The sequence below is a fragment of the Streptomyces sp. NBC_00669 genome, assembly GCF_036226785.1.
Classification (GTDB): domain Bacteria; phylum Actinomycetota; class Actinomycetes; order Streptomycetales; family Streptomycetaceae; genus Actinacidiphila.
Genome location: NZ_CP109018.1, coordinates 6699829 through 6724273 on the forward strand (window position 1 = coordinate 6699829; position 24445 = coordinate 6724273).

General features: G+C 72.4%; 23 protein-coding genes, 1 other RNA gene and 1 pseudogene. 12 read left to right on the forward strand and 13 right to left on the reverse strand.

The annotated features are described in order from the left end of the window. Positions 1 to 14: 14 nt before the first annotated feature. On the reverse strand, positions 15 to 1229 hold the full coding sequence (locus tag OG896_RS28325; RefSeq protein WP_329369856.1) for a cytochrome P450: 1215 nt from the start codon (positions 1227 to 1229) through the stop codon (positions 15 to 17). 160 nt (positions 1230 to 1389) lie between these two features. Between OG896_RS28325 and OG896_RS28330 the strand changes: the two genes are divergently transcribed. From OG896_RS28330 to OG896_RS28340, 3 genes are all read left to right on the forward strand, one after another. Beyond that, positions 1390 to 2058 carry a class I SAM-dependent methyltransferase gene (locus OG896_RS28330; protein WP_329369858.1) on the forward strand — a complete coding sequence of 223 codons (669 nt, stop codon included), beginning with the start codon at positions 1390 to 1392 and terminating at the stop codon, positions 2056 to 2058. A 310-nt stretch (positions 2059 to 2368) separates the two neighbouring features. Next, positions 2369 to 3049, forward strand: coding sequence for an N-acetylmuramoyl-L-alanine amidase (locus OG896_RS28335; RefSeq protein WP_443057166.1), 681 nt, complete (start codon positions 2369 to 2371; stop codon positions 3047 to 3049). A gap of 144 nt (positions 3050 to 3193) precedes the next feature. Then, positions 3194 to 4057 (forward strand): hypothetical protein, encoded by an 864-nt coding sequence (locus OG896_RS28340; RefSeq protein WP_328463549.1) that lies wholly within the window; start codon positions 3194 to 3196, stop codon positions 4055 to 4057. Between the two features lie 188 nt (positions 4058 to 4245). Here the strand turns inward: OG896_RS28340 and OG896_RS28345 are convergent, their stop codons facing one another. Beyond that, the gene (locus tag OG896_RS28345) at positions 4246 to 4800 is read right to left on the reverse strand and encodes a hypothetical protein (protein ID WP_329369860.1); all 555 of its coding nucleotides are present in this window, start codon (positions 4798 to 4800) and stop codon (positions 4246 to 4248) included. Between the two features lie 288 nt (positions 4801 to 5088). On the opposite strand from OG896_RS28345, the gene OG896_RS28350 reads away from it, so the two are divergent. Continuing rightward, entirely contained in the window at positions 5089 to 6537 is a 1449-nt protein-coding gene (locus tag OG896_RS28350; protein WP_329369862.1) for a hypothetical protein, read from the forward strand. Positions 6538 to 6625: 88 nt separating this feature from the next. After that, positions 6626 to 6913, forward strand: a complete 288-nt coding sequence (locus OG896_RS28355; protein ID WP_329369864.1) for a hypothetical protein — start codon at positions 6626 to 6628, stop codon at positions 6911 to 6913. 23 nt (positions 6914 to 6936) lie between these two features. On the opposite strand, the gene OG896_RS28360 is transcribed toward OG896_RS28355, so the two are convergent. The 6 genes from OG896_RS28360 to OG896_RS28385 form a co-directional block, all read right to left on the reverse strand. Further along, entirely contained in the window at positions 6937 to 8331 is a 1395-nt protein-coding gene (locus OG896_RS28360; protein WP_329369865.1) for a sensor histidine kinase, read from the reverse strand. Then, a complete protein-coding gene (locus OG896_RS28365; protein WP_329374338.1) occupies positions 8328 to 9059 on the reverse strand; it encodes an ABC transporter permease in 732 nt (243 codons plus the stop codon). The genes OG896_RS28360 and OG896_RS28365 overlap by 4 nt, the downstream gene beginning before the upstream one ends. A 152-nt stretch (positions 9060 to 9211) precedes the next feature. Further along, positions 9212 to 10240, reverse strand: coding sequence for an ABC transporter ATP-binding protein (locus OG896_RS28370; protein WP_329369867.1), 1029 nt, complete (start codon positions 10238 to 10240; stop codon positions 9212 to 9214). A 93-nt stretch (positions 10241 to 10333) separates the two neighbouring features. Further along, positions 10334 to 10744 carry a hypothetical protein gene (locus tag OG896_RS28375; protein WP_329369869.1) on the reverse strand — a complete coding sequence of 137 codons (411 nt, stop codon included), beginning with the start codon at positions 10742 to 10744 and terminating at the stop codon, positions 10334 to 10336. Positions 10745 to 10902: 158 nt separating this feature from the next. Beyond that, positions 10903 to 11082 (reverse strand): hypothetical protein, encoded by a 180-nt coding sequence (locus OG896_RS28380; RefSeq protein ID WP_329369871.1) that lies wholly within the window; start codon positions 11080 to 11082, stop codon positions 10903 to 10905. Positions 11083 to 11139: 57 nt separating this feature from the next. Continuing rightward, positions 11140 to 12579 carry a hypothetical protein gene (locus OG896_RS28385; protein ID WP_329369874.1) on the reverse strand — a complete coding sequence of 480 codons (1440 nt, stop codon included), beginning with the start codon at positions 12577 to 12579 and terminating at the stop codon, positions 11140 to 11142. Between the two features lie 180 nt (positions 12580 to 12759). On the opposite strand from OG896_RS28385, the gene OG896_RS28390 reads away from it, so the two are divergent. The 3 genes and pseudogenes from OG896_RS28390 to OG896_RS28400 all read left to right on the forward strand — a co-directional run. After that, positions 12760 to 13713, forward strand: a complete 954-nt coding sequence (locus OG896_RS28390; protein WP_329369876.1) for a Nif3-like dinuclear metal center hexameric protein — start codon at positions 12760 to 12762, stop codon at positions 13711 to 13713. Beyond that, positions 13710 to 14453, forward strand: a complete 744-nt coding sequence (locus OG896_RS28395; RefSeq protein ID WP_328474038.1) for a zinc ribbon domain-containing protein — start codon at positions 13710 to 13712, stop codon at positions 14451 to 14453. Before OG896_RS28390 ends, OG896_RS28395 begins: the two co-directional genes overlap by 4 nt. Further along, positions 14383 to 15228, forward strand: a pseudogene (locus OG896_RS28400) (histidine phosphatase family protein); the annotation flags it as partial. The gene OG896_RS28395 and the pseudogene OG896_RS28400, both read left to right, overlap by 71 nt. A 57-nt stretch (positions 15229 to 15285) precedes the next feature. Here OG896_RS28400 and eda read toward each other — a convergent pair. Further along, positions 15286 to 15903 carry a bifunctional 4-hydroxy-2-oxoglutarate aldolase/2-dehydro-3-deoxy-phosphogluconate aldolase gene (eda, locus tag OG896_RS28405; RefSeq protein WP_329369878.1) on the reverse strand — a complete coding sequence of 206 codons (618 nt, stop codon included), beginning with the start codon at positions 15901 to 15903 and terminating at the stop codon, positions 15286 to 15288. Between the two features lie 162 nt (positions 15904 to 16065). Further along, on the reverse strand, positions 16066 to 16851 hold the full coding sequence (gene yaaA, locus OG896_RS28410; protein WP_329369880.1) for a peroxide stress protein YaaA: 786 nt from the start codon (positions 16849 to 16851) through the stop codon (positions 16066 to 16068). Positions 16852 to 16968: 117 nt separating this feature from the next. On the opposite strand from yaaA, the gene rnpB reads away from it, so the two are divergent. Then, positions 16969 to 17371: RNase P RNA component class A (gene rnpB / locus OG896_RS28415), an RNA gene on the forward strand. 202 nt (positions 17372 to 17573) lie between these two features. Here rnpB and OG896_RS28420 read toward each other — a convergent pair. Then, positions 17574 to 18524 (reverse strand): zinc-binding dehydrogenase, encoded by a 951-nt coding sequence (locus tag OG896_RS28420; RefSeq protein ID WP_329369882.1) that lies wholly within the window; start codon positions 18522 to 18524, stop codon positions 17574 to 17576. A gap of 190 nt (positions 18525 to 18714) precedes the next feature. On the opposite strand from OG896_RS28420, the gene OG896_RS28425 reads away from it, so the two are divergent. From OG896_RS28425 to OG896_RS28435, 3 genes are all read left to right on the forward strand, one after another. Continuing rightward, positions 18715 to 19269, forward strand: a complete 555-nt coding sequence (locus OG896_RS28425; RefSeq protein WP_328463525.1) for a TetR/AcrR family transcriptional regulator — start codon at positions 18715 to 18717, stop codon at positions 19267 to 19269. Between the two features lie 652 nt (positions 19270 to 19921). Continuing rightward, on the forward strand, positions 19922 to 20605 hold the full coding sequence (locus OG896_RS28430) for a LuxR C-terminal-related transcriptional regulator (RefSeq protein WP_329369884.1): 684 nt from the start codon (positions 19922 to 19924) through the stop codon (positions 20603 to 20605). Between the two features lie 837 nt (positions 20606 to 21442). Continuing rightward, a complete protein-coding gene (locus OG896_RS28435; protein WP_329369886.1) occupies positions 21443 to 22093 on the forward strand; it encodes a PAS domain S-box protein in 651 nt (216 codons plus the stop codon). Positions 22094 to 22112: 19 nt separating this feature from the next. Here OG896_RS28435 and OG896_RS28440 read toward each other — a convergent pair whose 3' ends face one another. Both OG896_RS28440 and OG896_RS28445 read right to left on the reverse strand, forming a co-directional pair. After that, positions 22113 to 23585: an MFS transporter gene (locus OG896_RS28440; RefSeq protein ID WP_329369888.1), complete on the reverse strand. Its 1473-nt coding sequence runs from the start codon at positions 23583 to 23585 to the stop codon at positions 22113 to 22115. Between the two features lie 299 nt (positions 23586 to 23884). Beyond that, on the reverse strand, positions 23885 to 24439 hold the full coding sequence (locus tag OG896_RS28445) for a methyltransferase family protein (RefSeq protein ID WP_329369890.1): 555 nt from the start codon (positions 24437 to 24439) through the stop codon (positions 23885 to 23887). Positions 24440 to 24445 lie beyond the last annotated feature (6 nt).

The window sequence follows — 24445 nt, forward strand, 5'->3', positions numbered from 1 at the left end:
GTGCCGGCCGGAGGTCACGCCGGGTCGAACTCCACCCGGACCGACGCCGGGCCGCGGGTGAACACGCCCCGCTCGACCGGGACTTCACCCGGCGCGAGCCTGACCCCCGGCATGGCGTCGAGCAACTGGTCCACCCCCACCTCCACTTCCGTCTTCGCCAGCAGCGCGCCGACGCAGAAGTGCCGGCCCAGCGCGAACGCCAGGTGGTCGGCGGCGGCTGAGAACGCGTTGGTGCTGTTCAGGTCGGCCCGGAAGATGTCGAACGTGTCCGGGTCGGCGTACCGCTGCTCGTCGCGGTTGGCCGAGCCGATCAGGCAGGTGACGGTGCTGCCCTTGCGGATGACGCCGCCTGCCACCGGCACGTCCTCGGCGGCCTGCCGCATGATCATGTGCACCGGGGGCGTGTAGCGCAGCGTCTCGGCGAACGCGCGGGGGATCAGGCTGCGGTCCTCCCGCACCGCCGCCAACTGGTCCGGGTGGCGCAGCAGGTTGGCGAAGACGCTCGCGATCGCCTTGTCGGTGGTCTCGCCGCCGGCCGCCAGCAGCAGGCTGCAGAACGCCTTGATGTCCTCGTCGTCCATCGCGGTGCCGTCGACCTCGGCGCGGCACAGCGCGGAGAGCAGGTCGTCGCCGAGGTGCTCCCTGCGGTGCCGGATCACCGGCAGCAGGTAGGCGGCGAACTCCACCCGGGTCCGCTCGCCGGTCGCGGTGACCTCCGGGTCCTGGGCGAGGTTGCCGAGGAAGGCGATCACCGAGGTGTACCAGCCGTGGAACTTGTCGTGGTCGGCCTGGTCCAGGCCGAGCATGTCGGCGATCACGTTCACCGGGAAGCGGGTGGCGTACTGCCCGACCAGCTCGGCCGAGCCCGACCCGCGGAAGCCGTCGATGAGCCGGCGGGAGTTGCGCTCGATCACCGGCAGGAACTTCTCCTGGAGTTCCCGGCCGCGGAAGGCGGGCGCGACCAGCGCGCGGCGCACCGAGTGCTCGCGGCCGCTCATCTGGAGGATGGTCCGCCCGTGCACGGGCTCGATCTGCCACCCGTAGTTGTCGGTGGTGAAGGTGCTGTCCTTGAAGGCGCGTTCGACGTCCTCGTAGCGCGACACGATGTAGCTCTGCATGGCCTCGTGCCAGACGAGCGGCGTCTCCCGCCGCATCACCCGGTAGCTGGCGTAGGGGTCCTCGGCGAACTCCGGCGACAGGATGTCATGGGCCTGACCAGGTGCGGACATGAGACTCCTCGGGCTTGGTGAACCTGCGGAACCTGCCGGAACGTACCCGGCCAGGGTAGGCACGAACTTCCCTCCAGGCCATACGAGTTGACCTGTCACTGCTGGTCACGGCCGGATGCGCGGAGCGGCCGCGGGGCGCCGGAGCGCCTACGCTGGCGGCATGCACAAGGACGTACTCGCCGCCTTCGAGGCCGCCAAGGGCTTCATGCCGCTCGACGAGGGCATGGCCCTGCACGCCGCCGCGAAGGAGGCCGCGGCCGGTCTCGGGCTGCCCCTGCTGGAGGTCGGCACCTACTGCGGCCGCTCCACGCTCCTGCTCGCGGAGGCCGCCGCCGCGGCCGGCACCGTCGTGGTGACCGTCGACCACCACCGCGGCAGCGAGGAGCAGCAGCCGGGCTGGGAGTACCACGACCCGGAGCTGGTGGACCCCGTACTCGGGCGGATGGACACCCTCCCGCACTTCCGCCGCACCCTGTACGCGGCCGGCCTGGAGGACCACGTGATCGCGGTGGTCGGCCGCTCGCCGCAGGTCGCGAAGGTGTGGCGGCAGCCGCTCGGCCTGGTCTTCATCGACGGCGGTCACACCGACGAGCACGCGAACGGCGACTACGAGGGCTGGGCGCCGCTGCTCGCCGAGGGCGGCCTGCTGGTGATCCACGACGTCTTCCCCGATCCGGCCGACGGCGGCCAGGCGCCCTACCGCGTCTACCGGCGGGCGCTGGCCTCCGGGGCGTTCGCCGAGGTGTCGGTGACCCGCACGCTGCGGGTGCTGCGGCGGGGGAGCGGGAGCCTCGACGGGCCTGCCGGAGTCGCGGACGGCCGCAAATAGTAACGCAGGGTGCAAGGTGACAGCTCGGGCCTATAGAGTCGCGGGCGTGTTCAGCAACGGGTCACACGGGGGCGGTCGTGGCGGCGGAATCGTCGCAGCGGCCGTGGTGGCGGCGGCGGTGCTTCTGAGCGGCTGCGGATCAGCGGCGGGCTCGGGCTCCGGTTCCGGCGGCACGCACAGCACCGGCAGCGCGCGAGCCGCCGACGGGAGGAACGCCGGCGCCGGCACGGCCGCGCCCGGCAGCACAGCCTCCGCTCCCTCCCCGGCGACGCCGTCTGCTGAAACGCTTCCCCTGGCCGGGAGGGTCGTCGTGCTCGACCCCGGGCACAACCCGACCAACTACCAGCACACCAAAGAGATCAACCGGCTGGTGAACATCGGGACGAACCGCAAGGAATGCGACACCACGGGCACCGAGACCAACGCCGGCTACCCGGAGGCGTCCTACACCCTGGACGTCTCCCGGCGGGTGCGGACGATCCTGGCCGCGCGCGGCGCGAAGGTCCTCCTGACCCAGAACGGCGACCGCCCGTACGGACCCTGCGTCGACGAGCGGGCCCGGATCGGCAACGCCGCGCACGCCGACGCCGCGCTGTCCATCCACGCGGACGGCGCGCCCGCCGGCGCGCACGGCTTCCATGTGATCGCGCCCAAGTCGCTGCACGCGGGCACCGCCGACACGCGTGCGATCGCCGCGCCGTCGCTGCGGCTGGCCACCACGCTGCGCGCGCACTTCAAGGCGGCGACCGGGGAGCCCTTCGCCAACTACCTCGGCGGCGGCAAGGGGTTGATGGTGCGCGACGACCTCGGCGGGCTCAACCTCTCCACCGTGCCGAAGGTGTTCATCGAGTGCGGCAACATGCGTGACAAGCAGGACGCCGCGTCGTTGACGAGCCCCGCCTGGCGGCAGCGCGCCGCCCAGGGGATCGCCGACGGCCTCACCGCCTTTCTCGAGGGTTCCCCCGCGGGGCCTGCCGACGGGAAGAGGTGACAGGGCTGTAGCAGTCCGGTATGGATCGTGCACCAAGACCCATACCTGACACCCGGCCAAAGATCACACCCGTACGATGGGGCACCGTTTCCCGCCCCGACGAACCGTTTCCCGCATCTCGCATCGCAAAGGACAGGACCCGACGTGAACATCCGCTCCCTGACCCGAGGAGACGGCCTGGTGATCGGCTCAGCGGCGCTGCTGCTGATCGCCTCCTTCCTGCCGTTCTACAGCTACCCCAGCGGCTACTCCGTGGCCGGTGGCGTCTCCCACAGCTCGCAGAACCTGTGGCACTCGGCCACCTTCCCGATCCTGCCGTCGGTGACGCTGGCCGCGGTGATCGCCGCCGCCGCTCTGCTCTTCGCCCGGTCGGGGCAGCTCGCGGGCCGGCAGCTGCTGGGTCTGACCCTGGACCAGTGGACGATTGCGCTGTCGCTGTTCGTCGGCTGGACCGCGGTGTGGTCGACGCTCTTCAACAACCAGGACAGCGTCGACAAGAAGGTCGGCGCCTGGCTGACCCTCATCTTCGGCATCGTGATCGCCGTGGCCGCGGTGCTCAACAGCCGGCTGCCCGCGCTGAAGGCCCCGCTGGCCGGCGCCCCGCGCCAGCCGCAGCCGTACGGCGTCGGCGCCCCGCAGCAGCCCTACGGCATGACCCCGCCGCAGGCCGGCTACGGCTACCCGGGCGGCGCCCAGTCGGTCGACCCGGCCTACAGCGGCGCCCCGGCCCCGCAGCCGCCGTACGGTGGCGGCGCCCCCGCCCCCAACGTGCACTCGCAGCCGACCACCGCCGCCCCGACCCCGTCCGCGGACTTCACCGCGTTCTGGTTCGCGGTGCCGGTGCCGCGGCCGCTGTTCGCCGAGGACGGCAGCGGCGGGCAGATCGCCGAGCTGGCCCCGGGCACCTGGTACCTCGCGGTGGACCAGCGCGGCCAGGCGCTCATCGCGCAGACCCAGGACGGGCGCCGCGGCGTCCTCCAGGACAGCAGCGGCATCCAGCGCGGCTGACCCGCGGGCGTCCACGCGGGCGCCTTACGGTGTCGGGCCGGTTCGCCGGGCGGGCACGGTCTTCAGTACCTGGCACCACACGACGGCCGGCCGTCCCCCTTCGACGAGGGGGACGGCCGGCCGTCGGCGCGTCCAAGGGGCGCCGGAGCGCCGCAGCCCCGGAGCCGCTGCCGCTGCCGCTGCCGCTGTCAGCTTCCCAGTTGGGACAGCGAGGGCACCTTCTCCTTCACGTCGGCGCCCGCGCTCTTCCCGGCGTCCTTGACCTCGTTGATCACGTCGTTGAAGCTGTTCACCGTCGAGTCCGGGTTCTCGCCCTTGCGCAGCTTGGACGGCAGGTCCTTGAGCGCGGTGATGCCCGCGGTCACCGGCGCCATCAGCCTGTTGAGCGTCGGGTCGCCCTTGGCGTTCACCGAGGCCGCCTTGAGCCGGTTGTAGGCGAAGGTGCCGGCCAGGCCCGCCTTGATCAGCGCGACGGTCCGCCCGTGCGCGCCCTTCTTGAACTTGCCGGCCTTGTACGGCTTCACGATCCACTGGTAGGTCGCCCCGGCGGCGAGCCCCGCGTTCGCCACGAAACGGGTCTTCGCGAGCTTCTGCCGCTGCGCGCTCGTCGTCGGGCTCGGGCTGCTGCTCGACGCGTGCGAGGCGGTCGAGGCGGTGTCGCTGCCGCACGCGGGCAGTACCAGAAGGGCGGCGGCCAGGAGCAGGGCGGTCAGCGCCCGGCGCACGGGGAAGCCGGTCGGCACGGGTACCTCCGGAGCGTGGGGGTGTACGGGCGGTGCGCCCGCTCCCGCAGCATCACCCGGCCGCCACGGGGCCGCCAGCGGGGGACACCCGTACGGAGGGCCGCGGCGGGCGCCGGCCGGTCCGTCACCGGCCGAGGGCGCGGACCGTCACCCGCCGTGTGCCGCCGGCCGTCGAGACCTCCGCGCGGGCAGACCTCTACATGCGGAATGTGCAGCTCAGAGAACGTGTGGCGGATTTTCCGCGTCCTACAGTCCGTGACAGTTCGTACAGACGTTCCCGGGCGACGCATGCCCGTATGGCCGCTACCGGTGCTGTGGACGCTGGCGCTGGGGTGGTGGGGGATCTCCCGGCAGGACAGCGTCTGGCGGGACGAGGCGGCGACCTGGCAGGCGGCCCAGCGGTCGCCCGCCGACATCATGCACATGCTGGGCAACATCGACGCCGTGCACGGCCTGTACTACCTGCTGATGCACGAGTGCTTCGTGTGCTTCGGGGCGAGCACCACCACCCTGCGGCTGCCGTCGGTGCTGGCCATGGCGGTGGCGGCCGGCTGCGTGGCCGAAGTCGGGCACCGGCTGGCCGGCGTCTGGGCGGGCCGGGGTGCGGGGATGGTGTTCGGGCTGCTCCCGGCCGTGCAGTTCTACCTCCAGGAGGGCCGCCCGTACGCGATGGTCACGGCCGGCGCCGGGATCTCGACGCTCCTGCTGGTGACCCTCCTGCAGGCGCCCCCCGGGGCGGCGCGCCGGCGGCGCTGGGCGGCCTACGGCGCCGCGGTCCTGGCCTGCGGGCTGCTGAACTGGCTGTCGCTGCTGATCCTGCCCGCGCACCTGGCGACCCTGGCGTGGACGCGGGCCGGGCGCGAGGTGTGGACACGCTGGCTGACGGCGGCCGTGGCCGCGACGGCGGGGGTGCTGCCGCTGATCCTCTTCAGCCGCCGCCAGGCCCAACAGGTGGCGTGGATACCGCCGTTGAGTTGGCAGATGCTGATCGGCCCGGTGGTGCTGGTGGCGATCGGCGCCGTCGGGGCCGCCGTCGACCGGCCGCGGGCGGGCCGGCTGTCGGCGGCGGCGGTCGGGCTCCCGCTGCTCGCGGTACCCCAACTCGGCCTGGTCGGCGTGTCCGTGGCCCATCCGCTGTACCTCGACCGGTATGTCGTCTTCAGCCTGCTCGGCCTGGCGCTGCTGGTCGGCGCGGGACTGGCCGCGGCGGTGCGCGCGGCCACTCCGCGCTTCCCGACGGCGGCGCCGCGGCTGGTCCCGGTCGCGCTCGCCCTGGCCACGCTGGCACTGCTCCCGCAGTCGCTGGCCGAACGCTCCCCGGCCAGCCGGGTGGACGACGTCGTGTCGGCCGCGGCGGACGTGGCACGGATGAAGTCGCCCGGGGACGGGGTGGTCTTCGTGCCCACCTGGCGGCGCGACTCGGCGTACGTCTGCCCCGGCGACTTCACCGGTCTGCGGGACGTCGCCCTGGAAGAAGGCCCCACGCGGTCCGGGACGTTGGAGGGCCGGGAGGCCACCCCCGCGCGGATCAGGGCCGCGATGCTGGCCCGGCCGCGCATCCTGCTGGTGACGGACGCGGCGCAGGCCGCGGGGCAGGCCCCCGGTGCACGGGACCGGGTGAAACTCGCCGTGCTCCGGGAGTACTTCACCCCGGTCGCGGACGTACGGGTCCGCGGCCGCCGGGTGACGGTCTACGAGCGGCGCGGACCGGTACGGGTCGACGGCGGGCGGACCTGATCCGCCGACCGCCGCGGGTGGCAGGTCCACCACAACCACGGCCGTCCGTGCCAGGTTTCACCGACCCCAACCGGGCAATGCGACAGCCATGGCCAGACGGTATGGCGGCAACCCCGCCGCGGTGATCATCCTCATCGCCGCAGACATCGCTGCACTCATCCTGATCCTCTGGATCATCTTCTTCGTCCTGGACGCGAACCGCGCCAACGACCTCGTCAACTGGGTCCACCACGCGGCGAACTGGCTCGCGACCTGGTCGAAGGACCTGTTCACCGTCGACAACGCCAAGTGGCGCACTGTCCTCAACTACGGCCTGCCCGCGGCCGTCTACCTGGTCGTCGCCCATGCGATAGCCGGCCGCGTCAACCGCGCCTGACCCGGCACCCGCGCGCCGGTCGTCTACAACGGGGCCTCCTCCTCCACCGGGAGGACCGCGGCGACGCGGAAGCCGCCGCCGTGGGCCGGACCGGAGGCCAGGGAGCCGCCGGCCGCGGCGAGGCGCTCGGTCAGGCCGCGCAGGCCGGTGCCCCTACCGGTGGGCAGGTGGGGGTCGGGCGCGGTGGCCGCGGCGGGGCCGATCCCGTTGTCGGTGATGGTGAGGTGCGCGTGGCCCCCGCCGGTGCGCAGTTCGATGGTGGCCTGCGAGGCGCGGCTGTGCCGTACGACGTTGGTGACGCCCTCGCGGACCACCCAGCCGAGCAGCGCCTCGGTCTGCGGCGGCAGCGGCGGGCCCGACTCCTGGACCACCACCTCGATGTCGGAGGCGGTCAACGCCGAGCGGGCCCGGTCCAGTTCGGTGGACAGGCTGCCCTCGCGGTAGCCGGTGACCGCCTCGCGGATCTCGGTGAGCGCCTGCCGGCCGACCGCCTCGATGTCGGCGACCTGCGCGAGGGCCGCGTCCAGGTCGCGCGGGGCGAGCCGGCGGGCCGCCTCGGACTTCACCACGACCACCGACAGGGTGTGCCCCAGCAGGTCGTGCAGGTCGCGGGAGAACCGCAGCCGTTCCTGCGCGACCGCGGCCCGGGCCAACTCCTGCCGGGTGGAGCGAAGCTGGTCCACCGCCTGGAAGAGCGTGATGATCACCGACACCACCAGCCCGGACAGGAACGTCCCGTACGACAGGCTGGTGGTCGACCAGAAACTCTCGTGGTGCAGGCCCGAGACGATCCCGGCCGCGGCGCTCGTCGGGATCAGCATCAGGCCCAGGACGCGGCGGCTGCTCGCCACGCTGCCCACGCACAGCGACACCAGCACGAACAGCAGCGCGAAGTTGCCGCCGTAGCCGATCGAGAGCGCCAGGGTGGTCGCGCCCAGGCAGGCCAGCAGGCGCAGCGGCACCGGCCCGGAGCCCAGGCGCGGGCTGAACGCGGAGCGCACGGTCAGCACGTACAGCACGCAGAACAGGGCGAGCCCCGCGCCGGCCGGCCAGGGGTTGCCGACCCGGCCGTTGAACAGGTCGCTGGCCGGGCCGACCGCCATCAGCAGCCACGGGATCAGCGCCTTGCCGTCGGGCTTCCTGAGCTGGTCGATCTCGTCCTCGAACCGCTCGGACCGGCGCCACCACATCTTCCTGCGGCACTCCGTGTCCCGGACCGGGTCCGGGTCCGTGGTCATGGCCCGGCCGCCGGCCTGGCTCCGCTTCCGGTGCTGGTCCTGGTCCTGGTCCTGGTCCGGCACGGCGCCGTCCGCCGTGCCGGACGCCTGTCTCGCGTCCACCGCCATCCCCGTCCCCGTCCGGTGTCGCGCCGCGTCGGGTTCGCGCGGCGCCCGCACGTGCGGCGTGGTGGTGGTCATGCGGTACGCGCCCCGCGCCGGTAGGCGAACACCGCGTAACCGGCGAAGACCAGCAGCCAGCCGACGAGCACCGCCACCGTACCCAAACCGGGGCCATGGTGCTCCAGGACGCTCCAGCCCAGGTCGCCGAAGCGGGCGGTGGGCGTCCAGCGGGAGATCGCGCGCAGCCAGGGCGGGAAGGCGCCGGCCGGAATCCACAGCCCGCCGATCACCGAGAGACCCATCATGCAGGCCATGCTCACCACGCCGGTGGCCTGCCCGGTCAGCGCGTAGCCGTTGCCGAGGCCGAGCAGGGTGAAGGGGATGGTGCCCAGCCACAGCAGCACCCCGACCGCGAGCCACTGCCACACCGCCAGCCGCACGCCGTTGACCAGGCCGCCCGCGGCCAGCACCGCCGTGATCGCCGGCAGTACCGTGACGCCCGCGGTCAGCGCCCGACCGGCGACCACCTGCACCGGGTGCAGCGGCGTCACCCGCAACTGCCGCAGCCAGCCGCGCCCGCGGTCCTCCGCGACCCCCGACCCCACCGCGAGCGCCGCGCCCAGCGCCCCGTACGCGGCCATCCCGATCATCGAGTACTGCGCGTAGTCGCCCCTGAAGTCGGCGTCTCCGCCCACCCCGAGGTTGGTGAAGAGCAGGTACATCGCCACCGGCATCACCACGCCCATCACGGCGTACCCGCCGTCCCGCAGCGTGCGGCGCACCTCCAGCCGGACGTACTCCAGCAGCGGCCGCAGGTAGGAGGCGGGGCGGGGGAAGGGCGGACCGTACACCTCGGGCGCAGCCGCGGGCCCCGCAGGCTCGCGCCCCGCCTCCTCGCGCCCCGCAGCTTCGGGCGAGGTCACCCCGGGTACGGGCGCGAGGGCCTTGCCGGGGGCGCTCATCGGGTCACCGCCAGGGAGGTCCCGGAGCCGGCGGCGGAGTCCTTGGGCGTGGCCGGGGCGGCGCCCGAGCCCGAGCCCGAGCCCGGGTCCGGGTGGGCGGTCAGGCTGAGGAACGCCTCCTCCAGGCTCGCCGCCGCCACCTCCAACCGCCGTACCCGGCCGGCCGCGGCGAGCGCGAGCACCGTCGCGTCGGAGTCGGCGCTGCGCAGCACCGCGCGGTCGCCGCGCACTTCGAGCGAGGTCACCCCGGGCAGGTCGCGCAGCCCCGCGCTGCCCTGCCCGGCCAGGTCGAAGGAGACCAGGGTGCCGCCGACCGCCCGCTTGATCTGCTCGCCGCTGCCGTCGGCCACGGTACGGCCCCGGTCGATCACCAGCACCCGGTCCGCGTTCTCGTCCGCCTCCTCCAGGTAATGCGTCGAGAAGACCACGGTGTTGCCGCGCGCCGCGTACCCGCGCATCGAGCGCCAGAAGCCGCGCCGCGCCTCCACGTCCAGCGCGGCGGTCGGCTCGTCCAGCACGATCAGCGCCGGGTTGCCCGCGACGGCCAGCGCGAACCGCAGCCGCTGCGCCTGCCCGCCGGAGAGCTTGTCCACCCGCCGCCCGGCCAACTCCCCGATCCCGGCGAGCGCGAGGGCCTCGGCGACCGGCATCGGCCGCGGGTAGGTGGCGGCGACGAAGCCGACCCACTCGCGGACGGTCACCCGCGGGATCGGGGTGCCGTCCTGGAGCATCGCGCCCACCAGGCCGCCCCTGACCGCGTCCTGCGGCGCCCCGCCGAACAGCCGCACCTCGCCGCCGTCCGGCTGGTCGAGGCCGAGCATCAGCGAGATCGCGGTGGACTTCCCCGCGCCGTTGCGGCCGAGCAGCGCCAGGGTCTGGCCGCGGGCGATGTCCAGGTCGACACCGGCGATCGCGTGCACCGGGCCGAAGTGCTTGTGGACGGCCGAGAACCGTACCGCCGGGGGAGGGGTGGGCGCCGCGGCCGTGGGGCCCGCCGACCGCGCGAGTGAAGAGGTATCCGCCATGTCCATGAAGCTACGGCGGGGCGGCGGCGGCCCGGCAGACGCGAATGTGGTGGGGTGGCCGGGACAAATGTCCTGGGTGCGGCCCGCGCCGGATCAGTAGCCGCGGCGCGCGCGGCGCTTCGCCGCCCGCTCCTCGGCCTTCAACCGGGCCTTCACCTCGGCCTGGGCCCGCGCCTCGGCTTCGGCCACCCGCCGCGTGTCCTCGCTGTCGCGCAGCAACTCCGCGACGGTGAAGCGGCAGACGAAGGAGTAGCCGTTGTCGTACTCGCTCGGTGCGTCACCGCAGACCAGCAGGAAGCCGTCCGCCGTCCGGAACAGCCGGGTCCTGGGAGGGAACCGCATCCGGCGGGGCTGGTAGCTGGTGGCGTGGCTCTCCAGCCGGGCGAGGGCCTCCTCGCGGCTGCCGGTGAACACCTCCAGCACGGTGGTGAGCAGCTCGGTCAGCATGTTGTGGTAGCTCTTGATCCTCGATTCCTCGACGATCAGGCCCCAGCGCTCCGCCATCGCTTCCCCCCGGAATCCGGAATGCGGCACCCGACGGGCCCGCCGGTGCCATGCCGCGCCGCGCCGGTCCGAGCGGCCGTGCGGACCGCCCGGTCCGCCCTTCGGCACGAGCCGTCGCCCCGCGCCGCCCGTCGAGACGGCGACGGGGGCGGGCGGCGTCAGTCCGACTGTTCGCGGCGGTGCTTGCCGTGCGGCGCCGCCGCCTCGCTGTCCTCCGCCGAGGCCTCACCACGGTGGCGTCCCGACGTGTCCTCGTCCGTGCTCTGGTGCGCCTGGCTGCGCACGTGATCGGCCCTGGTCGCGTCCGACATCTTCGTGCTCTCCCCGTATACCCACATGACTACGTGCTCACTCGGGATGCTCACCCTGGGTGACCCGGCTGATTCTATCGAGCGTCACGCGACCGGGGTCAGCGGGGCCTTCTGCAGCGGCAGCACCGCGAGCGGGCGGCGGGCCGGCGGAAGGGCGCGGGCCCGCACCACCCGCGGCGCGGGCAGCGCGAGCGGCGCCGGGGCGGCCACCGGCGGCGGGTCGTACGGGTGCAGGGCGGTGGGCGTGGGCAGGTGGAGCGGGGAGCGCGGCAGCCAGCGGGCGGCCGGGCCGAGCCAGTCCGCGGGGGCCGGGCGCCAGTGCAGGCGGCGCTCGCCCGGCCGCCACAGCGCGAGCGACGAGCCGCCGCCGGGGACCGCCGAACGGAAGGCGACCACGCACGCCTCGGGGGTGAGGATCTGCCCCGGCTGCGCGGCGACCGGGGAGAGCAGGGCGCCGGCGACCCGCAGGGTGTCGGGGAAGCGGACCGGGTGGCGGCTGCCGAGCACGCCCCAGCCGAGCCGGGCCTCACCGGTGGCGTCGCTGCGTACGATCATCAGCCCGCTGTCCGGCTCGGCGAGCAGCAGCCGGTCGTCGCTGTCCTCGGTGAGCTGGAGCAACGGGCTGACCTGGCCGGCGTGCAGGTCGACCACGACCGCCTTCGTCCGCCCGTCCATCTCGCGGTCGAGCGCGAGCAGCCGCCCCGCGCGGTCCAGCCAGGCGCCGCCGGTGCAGCGGCCGGGCACCGTGACGAGGTGGACCGGGCCGCCCCCGCTCCCGCCGCCCGCGTCGCACAGCTGCCACAGCGAGGTCACCCCGCCGCCCGCGTCGTAGCAGGTGGCGAAGGCGCCGAACGGGGCCGGCGGGAGCAGGCGCACGTCGCTGCCGGCGAGCGCGCCGATCCGCTGGGCGCCGGTGCCGGTGCCGGACGGGTAGAGCAGGGACAGGTCGTGGCACACGGTGGCGGGGGTGCCGGGCCCGGCGGCGACGCCGGCGCCCGAGCCGCTGTCCGGGCCGACGCCGGTCGCCGACGGCTCTTCGTCCGCGCCGCCGTTCCCGCCGCTGCCCCCGACGCCGTTCCCGGTGCGGTCCTCGGCGCCTCCCTCGGCGCCCGCTCCGGATTCCGCTCCGACCGCTGCCCTGCCGGCGATCCCGCCCCCGTTCCAGGCTCCGTTGCCGCCCCCGTTCGCGCCCCCGTTCGCGGCGCCGACCTCGCGCCGCACCAGCACCCGGCCGTCCGGCAGCGGCAGCACCTGCGTGCCCGGCTCCTCCGGCTGCGTGGCGGGCAGCGCCACCGCGTACGGCTCGGGCCCGTCCAGCGACCAGCGTTCGACGTACCAGCCGCCGCCGCCCTCGCCCTCCTCGCTCGGCACGGTCGCCTCCGCGAGGCAGGCCGCGTACGCCCCGTCCGCGCTGATCGTGAAGCCGGTACGGCGCGGCACGTGCGCGGTCGGTGCCGCAGTGGTCGTGGCGGGCGCAACCGGAAGGGCCGGGGCCTGCGGTGTGCCAGTGGTGTCGACGGTCATGTGGGTTCTCCACCTCCGGCTCAGGACCGTACTTTTCGTACTTCATGACGATCAACGTGGCTCAGGGTGTTTCACACGTAAGGGTGTCGCTCCGCGCGAATCGGCGCCGTCATCCGAGCCGTTGTGCTGCGCTGCCCGCTCGCATCCCGGCCGCCCGGCGCGGCGGGTAACCTTCGTAACGTGCCCGCACCCTCTCTCGCCGACGTCCTCGCCGCTCTCGACGCCCTCTGGCCGCCGGAGCTGGCCGAGTCGTGGGACGCCGTCGGCCTGGTCTGCGGAGATCCGTCCGTCGAGGTCACCCGCGTGCTGTTCGCCGTCGACCCCGTCCAGGAGGTCGTCGACGAGGCGGTACGGCTCGGCGCGGACCTGATCGTCACCCACCACCCGCTGTACCTGCGCGGCACCACCACCGTCGCACCGGTCGGCCCGGCCGGTTTCAAGGGCCGGGTGGTGCACGACCTGATCCGCGGCGGCATCGCGCTGCTGGTGGCGCACACCAACGCCGACCGGGCCGATCCCGGGGTCTCCGACGCGCTCGCCGCCGCCCTGGACCTGCGCGTCACCGGCCCGCTCGTCCCCGATCCGACCGACCCGGCCGGCCGCCGCGGCCTGGGCCGGCTGTGCGCACTCGACGCGCCGCTGTCCCTCGCCGAGTTCGCCGCGCGGGCCGCGCGCGACCTGCCGGGCACCGCCGCCGGCGTGCGGGTGGCCGGCGACCCCGACAGCACCATCCGTACGGTCGCGGTCTGCGGCGGCTCGGGCGACAGCCTGTTCGCCGAGGTCCGCGCGGCCGGCGTCGACGCCTTCCTCACCGCCGACCTGCGGCACCACCCGGCCTCCGAGGCCCGGCAGGCCGGACCGCCCGCGCTGGTGGACGCCGCGCACTGGGCCACCGAGTGGCCCTGGTGCGAGCAGGCCGCCGGCCAGCTCGACGAGATCTCCGACCGGCACGGCTGGAACCTGCGCACCCACGTCTCGCGGGCGGTCACCGACCCGTGGACGATCCACGCGCCCTCCGCCCCGTTGAGCGACCAGGGCGTACCGGATGCCTCCGGTACGCCGGGTCCGGCCGGCCCGCCGAACTCGTCGCCGTCCCCGAATTTCCCTTCCAGCAGCACAGGAGCCCCCCGCTGAACGCCGCGCCCGCCGACCAGATCCGACTTCTCGAAGTCCAGGCCCTCGATGCGCGTATCGCGCAGCTCGACCACAAGCGCCGCAACCTGCCCGAGCACGCCGAGTTGGACCGGCTCGGCGCCGACCTCGCCCAACTCCGCGACCTGCTCGTCGCCGCCCGTACCGAGGAGAGCGACACCGCCCGCGAGCAGACCAAGGCGGAGCAGGACGTGGACCAGGTGCGGCAGCGCTCCGCCCGCGACCAGCAGCGGCTCGACTCCGGCGCGGTCACCTCCCCGAAGGACCTGGAGAACCTCCAGCGCGAGATCGCCTCGCTCGCCAAGCGCCAGTCCGACCTGGAGGACGTCGTCCTGGAGGTGATGGAGCGCCGCGAGAACGCGCAGGAGCGCGGCACCGAACTCGCCGGCCGGGTCGAGTCGTTGGAGGTGAAGGTCGCCGAGGCCGAGCAGCGCAAGACCGCCGCGCTGGAGGGCATCGACGCCGAGGGCTTCACCGTCGCCAAGGAGCGCGAGGTGCTGGCCGCCGCCGTCCCCGACGACCTGCTCAAGCTCTACGACAAGCTCCGCGCCCAGCAGGGCGGGATCGGTGCCGCCCGGCTCTACCAGAAGCGGTGCGAGGGCTGTCGGTTGGAGCTGAACATCACCGAGCTCAACGAAGTGCGGTCCGCTCCGTCCGACACGGTGGTGCGCTGCGAGAACTGCCGGCGGATTCTGGTGCGCACCGCCGACTCCGGTCTGTAGAGCGGTGGTTGCGGCCGAGCCCGACCCCTCGGCCGCGCCCGCGCGCCCGGTCCGGCCGGATCGGGGCGCCCCGGACCTGGGCGCCCCGACCACGTTCGTGCTGCTGCGGCACGGCGAGACGGCACTGACCGGGCAGCAGCGGTTCTCCGGCAGCGGGGGAGGGGACCCGCAGCTGTCGGAACGCGGGCGGGCGCAAGCCGAGCTGGCCGCACAGGAGTTGGCCGGGACGCCGCAGCCGCCGGCGCCGTACGGACCCGACCGCCAGGGCGCGTTCGGGGCGGATGAGCACGGCGCCGTGCGGGCCGTGGTCAGCTCGCCGCTGCTCCGCTGCCGGCAGACCGCCGCCCCGGCCGCCGCACGCCTCGGCCTGGACGTCACCGTCGAGGACGGCCTGTGCGAGACGGACTTCGGCGGCTGGGACGGCCTGACCTTCGCCGAGGCGCGGCAGCGCGACCCCGGCGCGATGACCGCGTGGCTCGGTGACCCGTCCGCCGCCCCGCCCGGCGGCGAGAGCTTCGAGCAGGTCGCCGCCCGGGTCGAGGCCGCCCGCGACGCCCTGCTCGCCGCCCACCGCGGCCGGACCGTCCTGCTGGTCAGCCATGTCACACCGATCAAGACCCTGGTCCGGCTCGCCCTCGGCGCGCCGCCCGAGGCGCTCTTCCGTATGCACCTGTCCCCGGCGGCGCTGTGCGCGATCGACTACTACGCCGACGGCAACACGTCCGTGCGGTACGTCAACGCGACGGCGCACCTGCGCGGCCTCGACGCCGGGTGAACCGGTTGTGCCTTCACCCGGGCTGCTTCACCCGGGGCTGCTTCACCCGTGGGTGCTTCAGCCGGCGAGTGCCGCGGCCTTACGGGCCAGCTCGGTGACCTCGTCCCACGCCTTCGTCCGCAGCGCTTCCTTCGGCAGCATCCACGTGCCGCCGACACAGGCGACGTTGGGCAGCGCGAGGTAGTCCGGTGCGCGGTCGGCGTCGATGCCGCCGGTCGGGCAGAAACGGGCCTGCGGCAGCGGCGACCACAGCGACTTCAGATACGGTGCGCCGCCGGCCGCCTCCGCCGGGAAGAACTTCATGTCGGTCACCCCGCGCTCCAGCAGCCGCAGCACCTCCGAGACCGTGGAGACGCCGGGCAGGTAGGGCAGGCCCGAGTCGCGCATCGCGTCCACCAGCCGCTCGGTCCAGCCCGGGCTGACCAGGAACCGCGCGCCCGCCGCTTCCGCGGCCGCGACCTGGTCCGGGTCGCGCAGGGTGCCCGCGCCGACCACCGCGTCCGGGACTTCGTGGGCGATCGCGGCGATCGAGTCCAGCGCGGCAGGGGTGCGCAGGGTCACCTCGATCGCCCGCAGGCCCCCGGCCACCAGCGCGCGTGCGAGCGGCACGGCGTCCCGTGCGTCCTCCAGCACGACCACGGGGATGACGGGAGCGAGGTCGAGAACGGTATCCATGCGGTCATCCTGGACCGGGGCGACCAGCTCGTGCAACGGCCGTTGCACGCGTTGCAACGGTGCCGCATCTGCCCGGGCGGCCCGGCGCCGTCGGCTCCCGGACCACGAGGGCGCGGCACGCGGGCGCGGACCGTGGCTCCAACGGCGAGGCGCCGTAAGGGGTCAGCGGAGGAGGACGTCCAGTTGGGGGCCGTTGCCCGGGTGTTCGACCTCGAACCCGAGGTCGCGGAGTGCGGCCGCGAGGGCGGAGGGCGTTTTCGGGTCGGCCCCTTCCGTGAGGAGGGCGCGCAGCAAGGTGCCCTTGGTCGCCTTGTTGAAGTGGCTGACCACGGACCGCTTCTCCACGCCGGCCACGACCGTCACCTGGAGCACGCGGACCGTCGCCGTACGGCTCGCCAGGGCGGCCGGGGGCTTCCAGGCGGCCGCGTAAGCGGAGGAGCGCAGGTCGAGGACGAGCCCGCGGCCCGCCACCTCGGGCAGGACGTCGTCGAGGTGCGGCCGCCAGTACCCGGCGAGCCCGCCCGTACCCGGCAGCCGTACTCCCATGGAGCAGCGGTAGGAGGGCACGCGGTCGGTGAGCCGCAGGGCGCCCCACAACCCGGAGAAGACCAGCACCGAGCGCCGGGCCCGCCGCAGCGCCGCCGGATCGAGGGTGGCCAGGCCGAGCGCGTCGTACAGCACCCCGGTGTAGAGGTCGGCGGCGGGCAGCGTGGGCGCGGTGCGCAGCCGTGCGTTCTTGGCGATCTCGCCGTGCAGCCCGGGAGTGAGCCCGAGCACCTCGGCCGCCTTGCCGCCGTCCTCGCCGGCCCCCTCGCACAGACGCACCAGCTCGTCGAGCACGGCCGCGCGCGCGTCGGTCAGCGCGGGCAGCGACAGCCGGTCGAGCGCGAGTGGCCGCCCCCGTACGGCGGTTGCCTTCCCCTCGGACGGCGGCAGCAGGACGAGCACGGCTTCTCCCTACACGTTCACGACACGTTCCCGGTGATGTTCGCCCGGCCGCCGCGGGCGGCCGACCCGCAGCAGCCTACGGCCCCGGTGAGCGGCTAGGATGGGCCGTACGGCAGACGAGCCGGGCGGACGGTCGCGTCGGATCACCTGTGATCCGCCGAGGAAGGTCCGGGCTCCACAGGGCAAGGTGGTGGCTAACGGCCACCCGGGGTGACCCGCGGGACAGTGCCACAGAAAACAGACCGCCGGGGATCTCGGTCCCCGGTAAGGGTGAAACGGTGGTGTAAGAGACCACCAGTGCCCAGGGTGACCTGGGCAGCTAGGTAAACCCCACCTGGAGCAAGGTCAAGAGGGCGCCATAGGAATATGGCCCCGCGCGGACGTTCGAGGGCTGCCCGCCCGAGTTCGCGGGTAGACCGCACGAGGCTGTCGGCAACGGCAGCCCTAGATGGATGGCCGTCTCCCGGCCGGCCGCGAGGCTGTCCGGCGACAGAACCCGGCCTAGAGCCCGACTCGTCTGCCGCTCCCCCTCCAGCTCAGGCCCCGGCCCCGGCCCCGGCCCCGGCCTGGGGGCGCGTCGAGCCGGCCGGCCGTCGTACGGGCCGCCGCGCACCCGAGCCCCGAACGCGCCGAGCTTCCGCCGCGAACGGACGCGCGGCGGAAGCTCAGCGGTCGTGCCTACCTGCCGGCGCACCAGGGCCGAGCAGGATTCCGGGTGCGGCTCAGGGCACCACGACGATCTTCTTGCCGGGCGAGGACGCCTGTGCCTCCCACGCCTGGGTGGCTTCCGCCAGCGGATACGTGGCGGTCGGCAGCTCGAACGAGCCGGCCGCGGCCAGGGCCGCGACGCGGTTGTAGGCGGCGAACGCGTCGGCCGGTTTCGCCGTCGTGCCGCTGAAGCCGATGAGGGTCAACTGCGCGGAGCGGAGCATCTCGACGCGGAAGGCGGTCTCGTCACCGGCCGCCGCGCCCACGTTCAGGTAGCGCCCGCCCGGTTGCAGGCAGGCCAGTGCCGGCACTCCCCAAGGACCCCACAGCGGGTCGACGACCAGGTCCACCGGGCCGCCGAGTGCGGCCAACTGCTCGGACAGCGGCTGGTCGCCGAGGACCACCACACCGTCGGCGTCGCGGACCTGGGCAAGGCGCTCGGGGTTCCGGCCGGCCGCGATGACGCGCTTGGCACCGGCCAGCTTCGCGAGCTGGACGAAGGACGCCCCGAAGGGACCGGTCGCTCCCAGGACCAGGACGCTCTCGCCCGCCTGGAGGTCCGCCTTGCGCAGCGACAGATCCGCGCCGGCGCCCACCGCGCCGATCGCCGCGGCGGGGACGCTGTCCAGCCCGTCCGGGACCGGGATGCAGGCCGCGCGCTCGGTCACCAGGAGTTCGGCCAGACCGCCGTTGACGCCCGGCGCGAGGCCGGCGGGAACGGTGGCGTGCACGCGAAGGCCCTGGTCGGGTCCGGCCACGATCGTGCCGACCACCTCGAAGCCGGGAACGTAGGGGACCTTCGGCGGCCCGGCGCGGTGGTGCCCCTCCGCGACGTGCAGGTCGATCGAGTTCAGAGCCGTCGCCTCGACCTGGACGACCACCTGCGTCTCGGTGGCCGGCGACGGGTCGTCGAGGGAGGTGGCATGCGGCGCGGCGCCGACCTTGTCAATTACTGCCGCTTTCATCGCTGCAGCTCCTTCCCGGCGGTGGCGACGTAAGGGGTGTCAAAACTGCGGCTGCCGTTGTCATACGCGATCAGTTGAGTAGATCTCGGGATCGTGGGCATGAGCGGGAGCGTAGCACGTGACCGACCGGTCGGTCACTGATATGACCGGAAACGGCCCCTGGTGACCGGCGGGCTTATACTCCGAGGTTATGGCAGCAGGAGTGCAGATGCCCGGAGCGTTGCAGACACGTGAGGCGTTGCTCGACGCCGGCGCGGCGCTGGCGGAGGAGCACGGCCTGGCGGGCGTCAGCGTGAACATGGTGGTCGCGCGGGCGGGGGTGGCCAAGGGCACCTTCTACGTGCACTTCAAGGACCGCTCGTCGTTCGTCGACGCCATGCACGAACGTTTCCACGCACGGGTGCAGGCCGCTGTCGACGAGGCGATCGCGGGGCTGGCGCCCGGCGCCGAGCGGATCTTCCGCAGTACCGAGGCGTATCTCGACGTCTCGCTCGCGAACCGGGGTGTCAAGGCCCTGGCGCTCGAAGCCCGTTCGGACCCCAACGTGCAGGGTTCGATGGCGGCCCGCCGCGAGCGGCTGGCGGCGGCGGGAGTGGCCGACCTGAGGGTCATGGGCTGGGACGACGCCGAAGCCGCGGCCCAACTGCTCGCGGCGATGACCCGGGAGATCTCGGTGCTGGAGTTCGACGCCGGACGTCCGCTGTCGGCGTCGCGGCGCGTGCTTAAACGGTTCCTCGGGATCTGACACCGGGCCGGCGTTCGCACCGGCCCGCACCCGGCCGGGCGGGCAACCGACCTGCCGGGCCTTCGCGTTCACCCCCGCGCCCCGCCGGTGCACCTCCGCGCCACTATTGTCGAACAACAATTCGGCAGGAAAACGGAAGGCAAAGTTCCGGAATAGCAATGGGCGAAAAAGGGAAAAGTAATGGTCAATCACGAGGGGTTTCCCGCGCTATCACGACGGCCTCACCGAACCTGCCGAAAGTGGACGAAAGCTCAAGGTCTTGCTCTCCGGTGTCTGGATACATGGCGTAGCGAATGCTACGGACGGTGATTTCCGTCCGGCCTGTCTCCTATCGGTCGGGATGCCGTAAAGCGACCAGGTCGGTGGCGGGGTGTCCTGCGACGTAACCGAGGATAGGGATGGCGCCCAATCCGCCTGCGCGTGGCAAGCATGCCACCTTGGCCGATGCCAGTACCTGCGGGGGTCCATTAGTTTACACATCGGTTACAGAAATATTCGCCGACGGTCGCCGGCGGGGTGAACAGGAAAAACCCTAGACTTACGCCGGCGTCGGAAAGTCGGTTTGAGGCAGGGCTGGTTTTCGCGCTTTTCGTATGGGAGGCTGGGGCGATAAGCGACGGAACCTTAGCTCAGCGCGCGGGGAGGCGAAATCGTGTCGGCAAGACAAGATGCGCTCACTGAGACGAGTTCTTGCTCATTTGAGCAGGCTGACGACGCATACACGCTCTGGTCGCTGTTCGACAACTCGTCCGCACGCATTGCGCACTTGGATCTTGAGCTGCGTCTGATGGGGAGCAATGCCGGCTTCGCCGACGTGTTCGGGCTGTCGGTCGAGGAGCTTCCGGGCGTTCCCCTCGTCGACCTGGTGCACGCGCGTGTCAAGGACACCCTGACGCGGCGACTGCTCTCGCTGGCGCGTGGCGAGCGGAGCCGGTTCAGCGACCGGATCGCGACCTTGACCAGCACCGGTCGGACCTGCACCGAGCTGACCGGGATCGCGGTGACGGACGACGCGGGGCGTATCGACTCGCTGGTCGTCCTGCTGGAGTTGGAGCCGGAGGCCGCGGCCGACGCGGCCGAGCCCGCTCCGACCGATGCGAGAAAGCCGCTGACCAGAATGGAAGCCCAGGTGCTGGAGGGCGTGGCAGCCGGGATGTCCACTGTGCAGCTCGCTTCGAAGCTTTTTCTGAGCCGGGGCGGAGTCGAGTATCACGTCAGCGCGCTGATGAAGAACCTCGAAGCGGCCAATCGGTCGGAACTGGTATCCCGAGCCTATTCGATCGGGCTGTTCAGTGCGGGCAGTTGGCCGCCGCAAGTCCTGGATTTCGTCGAGTAGCGCCTCCGGGCCAGGGCGGAAATCCGTCGCCCCGCGTTCCCTGAAAGGGTCGGTGGCCTGGCCACTTGCCGGTGGCAGCGGAGCGCGGCGAGAGCGGGATCGCGCCAGGCGTCCGCGGTCGGTCCGGCGAGGGCGAACGGGCACGGCTTCGGGCCGAGCGGGCGCCGTGATCACGCTGGGGCACGATGAGTTCGTCGTCACGGGCAGTGCCACTTGCGGCCGGTGCGAACCCGATCCACTCTCTTCGCAGGCGGGCTGGACAACTGCTGGAGGGTAATCATCCTGAAGGAATGCATCCGATCCATGACGGTGTATGAAACCTGCGGGCCGGCCGGCCGTGCCGATCGGGGGCGGCGTCCGCGGCGTGCCGGCGAAGGCGCGACGGACAGCCTCGAAGGCTCCGATGTCGGGCCGATAGGTGGAGCCGGGACGGGAGCGCGCCGCGAGCCGGCCCGGCACACCGTGAAGGAACGCGGACGAGGCCATCAAAAGCGCGCCCCCCGGCTCGCTTTCGGCATTCTTTCCCGCGCGGACCCCGCCGATCCGGCCCATTCGCCGGGTCGGCCTGGCCGGAATTCGACGAATCCGCGTGCGGCCCCCGACTGCCCGGGGACGCGCGGAGTCCGGCTCGACCGATTTCCCGTGACGAGGGAACCGGGACCGATGCACCAGACGTCACCCAAAGGGACATGTCGGGTGAGATCGACGTCGCGGCCGGGCCGGCGAGGAAAGCCCCCCGACGGGATCTCGCGCACCCCGGAAGAGGTCACGAGACACCGCAACGCCACGACAGTCATCGCGTCACCTTCGTTCATTGAGCCAGTACGGGGAGAAGCAATGAGAGAGGCAGTCGTCTCCGGGGTCGGCACGGGGAGCCAACGGGAGGTTCTCAGGTCGCTGTTCGAGCGGTCCGGCATGTGTCTGGCGAGGTTAGACAGTGGCTTCCGGTTAGTGGAGGTCAACGCGGACTTCTCCCGCCAGTTCGGCTGTCTGCCCGCGGAGCTCGGCGGGCGCAGCTTCTCCGACCTGCTGCACGCCGACGTCCGCACCCAGGTCAGCCAGCAGTTCGCCAGGCTGCTCGCTGCCCAGGGGTCCCGTTTCACCGAGCCGACGATCGAGTTCCACCAGAAGGACTCGACCGTCTTCAGCGCCGAGTTGACCGGCTTCGCCGTCCGCAGCGAGAGCAGCCGTACCGACGGCCTGATGGCCCTGGTATGCCCCCAGGGAGGCAGCAGGACGGCCCGGTCGCCCGCGAGCCACCGGCCGGTGCTGACCGACATCGAGGCGCGCATCCTGGAGGGTGTGGCCCTCGGTGTGTCGACGGTGAACCTGGCCTCCATGCTCTATCTGAGCCGGGGCGGCATCGGATACCACATCGACAACCTGATGCGTAAGCTCAAGGTCAAGAACCGGCCGGCGGTGGTCTCGAAGGCGTACGCCATGGGCCTGATCCGCCCGGGCTGGCCGCCCCGCGTCTACCTCGACTGACTGCCTGCTCACGGCCGGGTCAGCTCAGTTGGGCCGGGATCGCGTTCTTGCTCGGGCGCAGCATCACGTAGGTGAAGAAGATGCCCACCGCGACGAGGGCGGTCGCCACCCACAGGCCGATGTGGTAGCCGCTGAGGAACGCGTGCGACGGGGACGAGCCGGACCGCAGCTCCGAGTTCTGCTTGGACCGCAGTGTCGCACCGATGATCGTGATGCCGAGCAGCCCGGCCACCTCGCGGGCGTCGTTGAGCAGTGCCGAGGCGACGCCTGCTTGTGCCTCCGGGGTGTTCTGCATCACGGCGTTGGTCATGGGCACGTTCATGATGCCCATGCCGCCGCCGAGCACGATGAGGCAGGGCAGCAGCGAGGCGAAGGTCGCGTGCTCGTTGTGCATGTTGAGCATGATGAGGCCGACCGTCATCATCACCATGCCGAGCGAGACGGTGCGGAAGCCGCCGATCCAGCCCTCCATCAGCGTGGAGAAGCCGGCGAACGCGGCCAGCGCGAACGCCATCGGGACGAACAGCAGGCCCGCCTTCGACGGGGAGAAGCCGAGGACGTTCTGCAGGTACATCGAGGTGAAGAAGTAGATGGCCAGGCCGCCGAACGCCCAGATCATCTGGGTGCTGATGCCGCCGGTGAACTGGCGGATGCGGAACAGCCGCAGGTTCACCATGGGTTCCACGGCGCGCGCCTCGATCGCGAAGAAGACCACGGTGGCGATCGCGGCGACGACGAACGCGGTGACGATCTTCGCCGAGCTCCAGCCCGCGTCGTTGCCCTCGATCAGCGCGTAGGTGATGGTGAACAGGGCGATCGCGGACGTGACCAGGCCACCGACGTCCAGGCTCAGTTTCGACTCGGACGCCCTGGACTCGCGGACCGTCTTGACGCTCATCGCGAGCGTCACCACGCCGATCGGGACGTTGATCAGGAAGATCCAGCCCCAGCGGATGTTCTGGGTGATCAGGCCGCCGGTCACCGGGCCGAGGGCGAGGCCGACGGCGGCGCTCACGGTCCACAGGCCGATCGCGCTGGTGCGCTCCTTCAGATCGGTGAAGGTGGAGGTGATGATGGCCAGGGTGGCCGGCGTCAACAGGGCCGCGCCGACGCCCTGTACGGCCCGGCTCCCGATGAGGACGCCGCCGTTGCCGGCCAGGCCCGCCGACAGCGAGGAGAGCGTGAAGATGATCAGGCCGATCATGTACAGCCGGCGGCGGCCGAAGGCGTCGGCGAGGCGGCCGCCGGCCAGCAGCAGTCCGGCCAGGGTGAGCAGGTAGCTGCTCACGATCCACTCCAGGCCGGCTTCCGACAGGTGCAGGCTGCGCTGGATCGTGGGAATCGCGACGTTGATGACGTTCAGGTCCAGATAGGTCATGAACGTCGCCAGGCTGACCGCCAGCAAGGACCACCAGCGCAGCGGGTCAGGGGGTTCTTGGAGTGCTCCAGTGTCTTCTACCTGGTCGCTTGCCGACTCCATGCTTGATGTCACAGCGCCTGCCCCTTCTGTGTCGAGTCTTCGCTGCTCTTGCGCTGTTCTCGTCTTTTATTTTTTGAGTATTTATCGCGACCCAAAGGCCCTGGCGGGCCGATATCCTTGGGCGCGTTTCTCCTTGGCGGCCCCACGGACTATACCATGTGACCGACCGGTCGGTCACAGTGTGTAGAGCACGGATACCGCGTCCGCCGGGACGACTTCGCGCCCGGCGCCGGATGAGAGCACCGAACCCCACGGGCTTCTCCAAGCCCGTGGGGTTCGACCTCGATGAATAACCTCGGCTGTTTCGTTTGTCAGATGGGCAGGAAGCGGCCGGTACGGGCGATGTACTCGCGGTACTCGCCACCGAACTCGGAGGCGGACAGCCGCTTCTCCTCCCGCATCGCGGTCGCGGTCAGCCGGCCGATCGCGTAGAGCAGCGGCAGCAGGGTGCCGAGGTGCGGGAACATCGCGAAGGCGCCGAGGAACCCGAGCAGGAACGACGAGTAGAAGGGGTGCCGGATCTTCGAGTACGCGCCGTACGTCACGATCGACACCGGCGCGTCGTCCTCCTGGTGCCACAACGCGAGCGGTACGCGGTGGGTGCCGAGCGTGAAGAACATCAGCGCGATCGAGCCGCCGGCGAGCACGGCGCCGATCGCGGTGAGCGTCGTCACCGCCTTGCCCATGCTGATCCACGAGTGCCAGTGGGCCAGCCGCGCGGCTATCAGGAACGGGGGGACGACGAAGAAGGGGGCCCCGGTCAGCCACCAACCGAGGTTGAAGCTGCCGCCCTTGAAGAAGATCCGGGGCAGCACTCCGATGACCACGAAGTCGGCGAGCACCAGGACCATGACAGGAACGTTCACTGACTA

Bases quoted from the DNA above. Each gene is read 5' to 3' on its own strand.
- OG896_RS28375 (WP_329369869.1), bottom strand. From the start codon at position 10,744: ATGGCGGAGCGCTGGGGCCTGATCGTCGAGGAATCGAGGATCAAGAGC.
- OG896_RS28355 (WP_329369864.1), top strand. From the start codon at position 6,626: ATGGCCAGACGGTATGGCGGCAACCCCGCCGCGGTGATCATCCTCATC.
- OG896_RS28420 (WP_329369882.1), bottom strand. From the start codon at position 18,524: ATGAAAGCGGCAGTAATTGACAAGGTCGGCGCCGCGCCGCATGCCACC.
- OG896_RS28425 (WP_328463525.1), top strand. From the start codon at position 18,715: ATGGCAGCAGGAGTGCAGATGCCCGGAGCGTTGCAGACACGTGAGGCG.
- OG896_RS28330 (WP_329369858.1), top strand. From the start codon at position 1,390: ATGCACAAGGACGTACTCGCCGCCTTCGAGGCCGCCAAGGGCTTCATG.
- OG896_RS28380 (WP_329369871.1), bottom strand. From the start codon at position 11,082: ATGTGGGTATACGGGGAGAGCACGAAGATGTCGGACGCGACCAGGGCC.
- OG896_RS28325 (WP_329369856.1), bottom strand. From the start codon at position 1,229: ATGTCCGCACCTGGTCAGGCCCATGACATCCTGTCGCCGGAGTTCGCC.
- OG896_RS28350 (WP_329369862.1), top strand. From the start codon at position 5,089: ATGCCCGTATGGCCGCTACCGGTGCTGTGGACGCTGGCGCTGGGGTGG.
- OG896_RS28435 (WP_329369886.1), top strand. From the start codon at position 21,443: ATGAGAGAGGCAGTCGTCTCCGGGGTCGGCACGGGGAGCCAACGGGAG.
- OG896_RS28360 (WP_329369865.1), bottom strand. From the start codon at position 8,331: ATGACCACCACCACGCCGCACGTGCGGGCGCCGCGCGAACCCGACGCG.
- OG896_RS28370 (WP_329369867.1), bottom strand. From the start codon at position 10,240: ATGGCGGATACCTCTTCACTCGCGCGGTCGGCGGGCCCCACGGCCGCG.
- eda (WP_329369878.1), bottom strand. From the start codon at position 15,903: ATGGATACCGTTCTCGACCTCGCTCCCGTCATCCCCGTGGTCGTGCTG.
- OG896_RS28385 (WP_329369874.1), bottom strand. From the start codon at position 12,579: ATGACCGTCGACACCACTGGCACACCGCAGGCCCCGGCCCTTCCGGTT.